Below are 6116 nucleotides of genomic sequence, written 5' to 3' on the forward strand. Positions count from 1 at the left end.
ACCTGGGAGGGGTCGATGCCCAAGGGGATGTCGAGTGCCGTGCTGGCGGGGTTGGGTGGGGTGCCCACGGCGGCGGAATTAGCGGCTGCCGCTGGTGGCAGCGGGCGGGAATGCCGATGATGCCCATGCCGATGGGTGCCGGTGGTGCCGGCGCAGGGATGCCCGCCGCGATGATGGGCCGTGGGGGCGCTAATCCGCATGTGGTGCAGGCGCGCCCGAGTGTGATCCCGCGTACCGGTATCGGATAAGGCAGGGCCTAACCAGCCTCACGAACGCGGGCGCCCGGCCCGCCTAGTATGTGCGAACGTGGCACGCATCGGGTCGGTTGGCCGTTAATGCGGCCACGGTGACCGACGTCGGCGGTACCGCGGGCACGGCCCCTGCCCCTGGGGGGCCGATCACCCGCGGCAGCGTCGCGCGGGTCGGCATAGCCACCGCCGTCACCGGGCTGTGCGGCTACGCGGTGATCTACTTGGCCGCCCGCAATCTCGCCCCGAGCGGCTTCTCGGTCTTCGGGGTGTTCTGGGGCGCTTTCGGGTTGGTCACCGGGGCTGCCTTCGGATTGCTGCAAGAAACCACCCGGGAAGTCCGGTCGATGCAGTACCTGGACGTATTGCCGGACGGCGGTCGGATTCATCCGCTGCGGGCCGCCGCACTGGTCGGCGTCACCGCAGCCGTCGTGATCGCCGGGAGCGCGCCGCTGTGGAGCGGGCGGATGTTCGTCGAGGCGCGGTGGCTGTCGGTGGGACTGCTCAGCGTCGGGCTGGCCGGATTCTGCCTGCACGCCACGCTGATGGGCATGCTGGCCGGGACGAACCGGTGGACCCAGTACGGGGCGTTGATGGTGACCGACGCGGTCATCCGGGTGGCGGTGGCCGCGGGCACCTTCGTCGTCGGATGGGGTCTGGTCGGCTTCCTGTGGGCCACCGTGGCCGGCTCGGTGGCCTGGCTGATCATGCTGGCGGCGTCGCCGACCACGCTGGTTACCGCACGCTTGCTCACACCCGGCAGCACCGCCACGTTCCTGCGGGGCGCGGCTCATTCGATCACCGCGGCAGGTGCCAGCGCGATCCTGGTGATGGGTTTTCCGGTGCTGCTGAAGCTGACCTCCGACGAGCTGGGCGCCCGGGGCGGCGTCGTCATCCTGGCGGTGACGTTGACCCGGGCCCCGCTACTGGTGCCGCTGACGGCCATGCAGGGAAATCTCATCGCCCATTTCGTCGACGAAAGCACTCACCGGGTGCGCGCGTTGCTGTCGCCGGCGGCGGTGATCAGCGGCATCGGCGCGATCGGGGTGCTGGCGGCCGGGGTGGTAGGCCCGTGGCTGCTGCGCGCCCTGTTCGGAGCGCAGTACCAGGCCAGCGGCGCGCTGCTGGCCTGGCTGACGGCCGCCGCGGTGGCGATCGCCATGCTCACGCTCACCGGTGCCGCGGCGGTGGCGGCCGCACTGCACCGGGCGTATTCCCTGGGCTGGGTCGGCGCGACGGTGGCCTCGGGCCTGTTGCTGTTGTTGCCGGCGCCGCTGGAGACCCGCACGGTCGTCGCATTGTTGTGTGGCCCGCTGATGGGCATCGGTGTTCATCTGGCGGCGCTGGCGCGTAGCCGATGATCAGTGCAGACCCAACGTGTACCTTGTGGACTTAAATGACCTCGCATTACTCCGACGTCTGGATCGTCATCCCCGCCTTCAACGAAGCCGCTGTGATCGGCGACGTAATTGCCGATGTGCGGTCCGTCTTCGACCACGTCGTCTGCGTCGACGACGGCAGCACCGACGGCACCGGGGACATCGCCCTGAGGGCCGGGGCCCACCTGGTGCGCCATCCGGTCAACCTGGGCCAGGGCGCGGCCATCCAGACCGGCGTCGAGTACGCCCGCAGCCAGCCCGGCGCACAGGTGTTCGCCACGTTCGACGCCGACGGCCAGCACCGCGTCAAGGACGTGGCCACCATGATCGACCGGCTGTCCGCCGGTGACGTGGACGTGGTGATCGGGACGCGGTTCTGCGGCTCCGTCACCAACCGTCCACCGCTGCTGAAGCGACTCGTGCTGCAGACCGCGGCGCGGTTGAGCCGACGAGGACGGCGGCTCGGCCTGACCGATACCAACAACGGGCTGCGGGTGTTCAACAAGACGGTGGCCGACGGCCTGAACTTCACCATGAGCGGCATGAGCCACGCCACCGAATTCATCATGTTGATCGCCGAAAACCATTGGCGGGTAGCCGAAGAGCCCGTCGAGGTGCTCTACACCGAGTATTCGAGGTCCAAGGGCCAGCCGCTGCTCAACGGCGTCAACATCATTTTCGACGGGTTCTTGCGAGGAAGGATACGGCGTTGAACTGGATCCAGGTGCTGCTGATCGGGTCGATCGTCGTCCTGCTGGTGTATCTGCTGCGGTCGCGCCGCAGCGCGCGCTCGCGGGCGTGGGTCAAAGTGGGGTACGTGTTGTTCGTGCTGGGCGGCGTCTACGCGGTGCTGCGGCCGGACGACACGACGGTGGTCGCACACTGGTTCGGGGTGCGCCGCGGCACCGACCTGATGCTCTACGCGCTGATCATGGCGTTCAGTTTCACCACCCTGAGCACCTATATGCGGTTCAAGGACCTGGAGTTGCGCTACGCACGGTTGGCCCGGGCCGTCGCGCTCGAGGGCGCTCGAGCACCGCAGGCGTGACTGCAACGCAGCACCGGCGGATTCAGCAGTTCGGCGGGTTCAGCCTCACCTAACGGCGTCGTCAATTCGTCGGCTTCACCGCCCTGCTGGGTGTACATTGCGGCTCAAGTCCAGGTGTTTCGCGGGCGCTTCGACTTCGTCTTGAAGTCACCGGGAGTTGCCGGCGTTCGCCTCTGATGTTGCCCGGCGCGGGTACGCCGCGGGCACGGGGAGAAGGTGCACTGAATGTCAGTCGAGTTCTGTTTGCTCGGCGACGTCGCGGTGCACGTCGACGGGCAGCGGCTCGACATCGGTCACGCGCGGCAGCGCTGCGTACTGGTCGCGTTGCTGGTCGACGTCAACCACCCGATTGCGGTGGACCATTTGGTTGATCACGTGTGGTCGGATCATCCGCCGCACCACGCTCGAAACTCGTTGGCCGGGTACGTGTCTCGACTGCGGAATTTGTTTTCGGATACCCCGGGCGTGGCGCTTGCCCGCGAGCCGGGCGGATATGTGCTGAGCACCGACGCACTGTCGGTGGACCTGCATCGGTTCCGGCATGTGGTGCGTCAAGCTCGGGGCTGCCAGGAGCCGCTGCAAGCCGCGGACCTGTTCGAACGCGCCCTGAGCAGCTGGCGTGGCGAGCCGTTTCCCGCGCTGGACACACCATGGATCAACAACCTGCGCAGCATGCTGTTGGGCGAGCGGCTGTCGGTGGTGTTGGACCGCAACGACGTCGCACTCCACGTGGGACGCCACAGCGAGGTGCTGGTGGAACTCACCGCGGCCCATGCCGCTCACCCGCTCGACGAACGCCTGGCCGGACAGCTGATGCTGGCCCAGTACCGCAGTGGCCGACAGGCGGATGCGCTGGACACCTACCGGCAGATGCGGCAACGACTTGCCGACGAGCTCGGCGTCGATCCGGGCGCGTCGCTGGACCAGGTGCATCAGCAAATTCTTTCCGGCGACGAGCAACCGCCGGGCCGCGCGCCGACGCCCCACCTGGTGGTGCCGGATCGGCCGCATTCGGCGCTGCTGCGGCGAGCGACCAGCTTCGTCGGCCACAAACACGAAGTGGCGCGCGTGATCGAGTCGATGGCCGAAGGTCCGCTGGTGACGTTGACCGGAGTCGGCGGCGTCGGCAAGACCCGGCTTGCGTTGGAGGTCGCGCGGCGCGAGCAAGACCGTTTCAGTGAGGGTGCAGCCATCTGTGAACTGGCGCCGCTACAGCATGGCGCAGCGGTCAGCCACACCATTGCGACAGCCTTGCATCTGCAGCAACAGCAGGGGTTGGGCATCGAAGAATCGGTGATCGAATACCTGCGGGCCCGCGAAGTACTTCTGGTCGTCGACAACTGCGAGCATGTCGTGGAAGCGGTCGCCAAACTGCTGGCGCGGATCATCCAGCACTGCCCGAAAGTGGGGGTGCTGGCGACCAGTCGCCAACCACTTGCGATCGATGGCGAGCGGATTGTGGTCGTTCCACCGCTGACCGTCGACGATGCCACCCACTTGTTTGCTGACAGAGCCCGAGCGGGCCGGCCGGATTTTCAGCTGCAAGATCAGCCGGAAGGCGCGGTCGCGGAGATCTGCCGGCTGGTGGATTGCCTACCGCTGGCAGTGGAGCTGGCGGCGGCCCGCATGCGGATGATGAGCAGTACCGACGTAATACGGCGTCTGGACACTCTTGGTGTGTTGCGTGGCGGTGCGCGGGATAGCCTGCCGCGCCAGCAAAGCATGTCCGCCGCGATCGACTGGTCGTATCAGCTACTCACCCAGGCTGAACAAGCGCTGTTTGTGCGGCTCTCCGTCTTCGCCGGGAGCTTCGACCTGGATGCCGCGCACGGCGTGTGCGGCTCCGACGGCGACGTCGCAGAGGACACGCTAGACCTGCTCGCCGGTCTGGTCGACAAGTCGATGGTGGTGGTGCGCAGCGTCACCGACCGGACTCGCTACGGCGTCCTGGAAACCCTTCGGGCCTTCGGCCGCGAGCACCTGCGCGAGGCCGGACTCACCGATACATATGCCGCTCGGCATGCGGCTTACTACACCGAACTGGCCGAGCGCGCCGCAACCGGACTGCACGATAGCCAGGAGCAGGACTGGGTCGAGCGGATGATCCCGGATTACGACAACCTTCGCGCCGCGTTCGAGCGCGCGATGGCCGACACCGACACCGACCTTGCCCTTCGTCTGGTCGCGGCACTACCCGAGCTTCTCGGACTACGCATCGGCTACGAAATGGCCGAGTGGGCCGAACGCCTGATCACGGTCACCCAACCCGAGCATCCGTTGTTCGCCACGGCCGTCGGGGTGGCGGCACGCGGCGCCTGAGCCCACGGCGACTATGCCCATGCGCGGTCGCTGGCGGAACTCGCCCAGGGGCGGGTGCCCGGCCCCGGTACCGCACGGGTGGCATATCCGGCAGATGTGCTGGCCGACGTCATCTTCTTTGAGGGCGATTCGCAGTGGGCTCTGGATTACTGGGAAGGCGAGGTAATGCGCGCCCGCGCTGATGTCGACCCGATCCGGCTGGTGTGGACGCTGTATGAGGTTGCGATCTGTTCGGGCGCGCTGGGCAAACCGGACTACGGCCTGCCCGCCGCGGAGGAGGCGGTGACGCTCGCCGACAGCACCGGCAACCCGACAGCACGGTCGATGGCCTACTTTGCCCTTGGCTACCTGCTCAAGAGATCGGAGCCGGTGCGCGCGACGGCCCTGTTCGACCAGGCGGCGCAGCTGGCTGCGGCGGTGCAGAACTTCTGGCACAGCGGCACCGCATTGATGTCGGCCGCAGCGACCCGCGCCGTGCACGGGGATCCCATCGAGGCGGCGCGGATGTTCATCGAGGTGCTCGACCACTGGGACCGGGTCGGTGACTGGTTCGAGCAAGGGGCGGCGCTGCGGTACATCACCCGATTGTTGGTCCGATTGGGCGCTGACGACGATGCCGCCTTCCTTCACTGCGCGTTTATCAAGGCGGGCATGCCGTCGCGATTGCGCGACGAACAATTGGAGATCCTGGTCGACCGTTTGGGCGCGAATCGATTCGAGGCACACCGCGTCTCAGTCAGCGACAGCGCCGCCATGGTAGCTCGGGCTCGGTCGAGCCTGCACCGGTTCGTCAATTCCCCCCGCATGACGCGCTGACCAGGCCAAACGGTCCGCACATGCGCATTTCATGTTTCGTCAAGACCTGCCGCACACCGTCCCGGCACCCTAGGGCCAGCGGCCGACGCCCGCGCGCGGCGAACGCCGGCATCGCCTAGATGAGTAATTCCCAACTGCGCGCGGAGTGTGCATCGGCTGCGCCGAGTGTGTACTGGCGGCGGCGACACGCCGAGCGGCGCCGCAGTGGTTGCACTCTCGGCGTGTCGGCTTGTGAAGGATGTGGTTGGAGGGCACCGATGGACAGTTATGAAGACAGACCTCGATGCCCTCCTGACCGAACTGTAT

At 67.2% G+C, this 6116-nt stretch carries 5 protein-coding genes; all 5 read left to right on the forward strand.

Translation table 11 applies throughout. The annotated features are described in order from the left end of the window. Nucleotides 1–325 precede the first annotated feature (325 nt). Nucleotides 326–1609: a polysaccharide biosynthesis protein gene (locus EET03_RS25125; protein ID WP_099193801.1), complete on the forward strand. Its 1284-nt coding sequence runs from the start codon at nucleotides 326–328 to the stop codon at nucleotides 1607–1609. A gap of 35 nt (nucleotides 1610–1644) precedes the next feature. Then, entirely contained in the window at nucleotides 1645–2340 is a 696-nt protein-coding gene (locus EET03_RS25130) for a glycosyltransferase family 2 protein (RefSeq protein ID WP_099193802.1), read from the forward strand. Then, entirely contained in the window at nucleotides 2337–2675 is a 339-nt protein-coding gene (locus tag EET03_RS25135; protein WP_063469246.1) for a DUF2304 domain-containing protein, read from the forward strand. The genes EET03_RS25130 and EET03_RS25135 overlap by 4 nt, the downstream gene beginning before the upstream one ends. Before the next feature lie 225 nt (nucleotides 2676–2900). Beyond that, nucleotides 2901–4994: an ATP-binding protein gene (locus EET03_RS25140; RefSeq protein WP_244232523.1), complete on the forward strand. Its 2094-nt coding sequence runs from the start codon at nucleotides 2901–2903 to the stop codon at nucleotides 4992–4994. Between the two features lie 78 nt (nucleotides 4995–5072). Continuing rightward, nucleotides 5073–5810 carry a hypothetical protein gene (locus EET03_RS31990; RefSeq protein WP_244232524.1) on the forward strand — a complete coding sequence of 246 codons (738 nt, stop codon included), beginning with the start codon at nucleotides 5073–5075 and terminating at the stop codon, nucleotides 5808–5810. Nucleotides 5811–6116 lie beyond the last annotated feature (306 nt).

This window comes from Mycobacterium innocens, assembly GCF_900566055.1.
GTDB classification, from domain to species: domain Bacteria; phylum Actinomycetota; class Actinomycetes; order Mycobacteriales; family Mycobacteriaceae; genus Mycobacterium; species Mycobacterium innocens.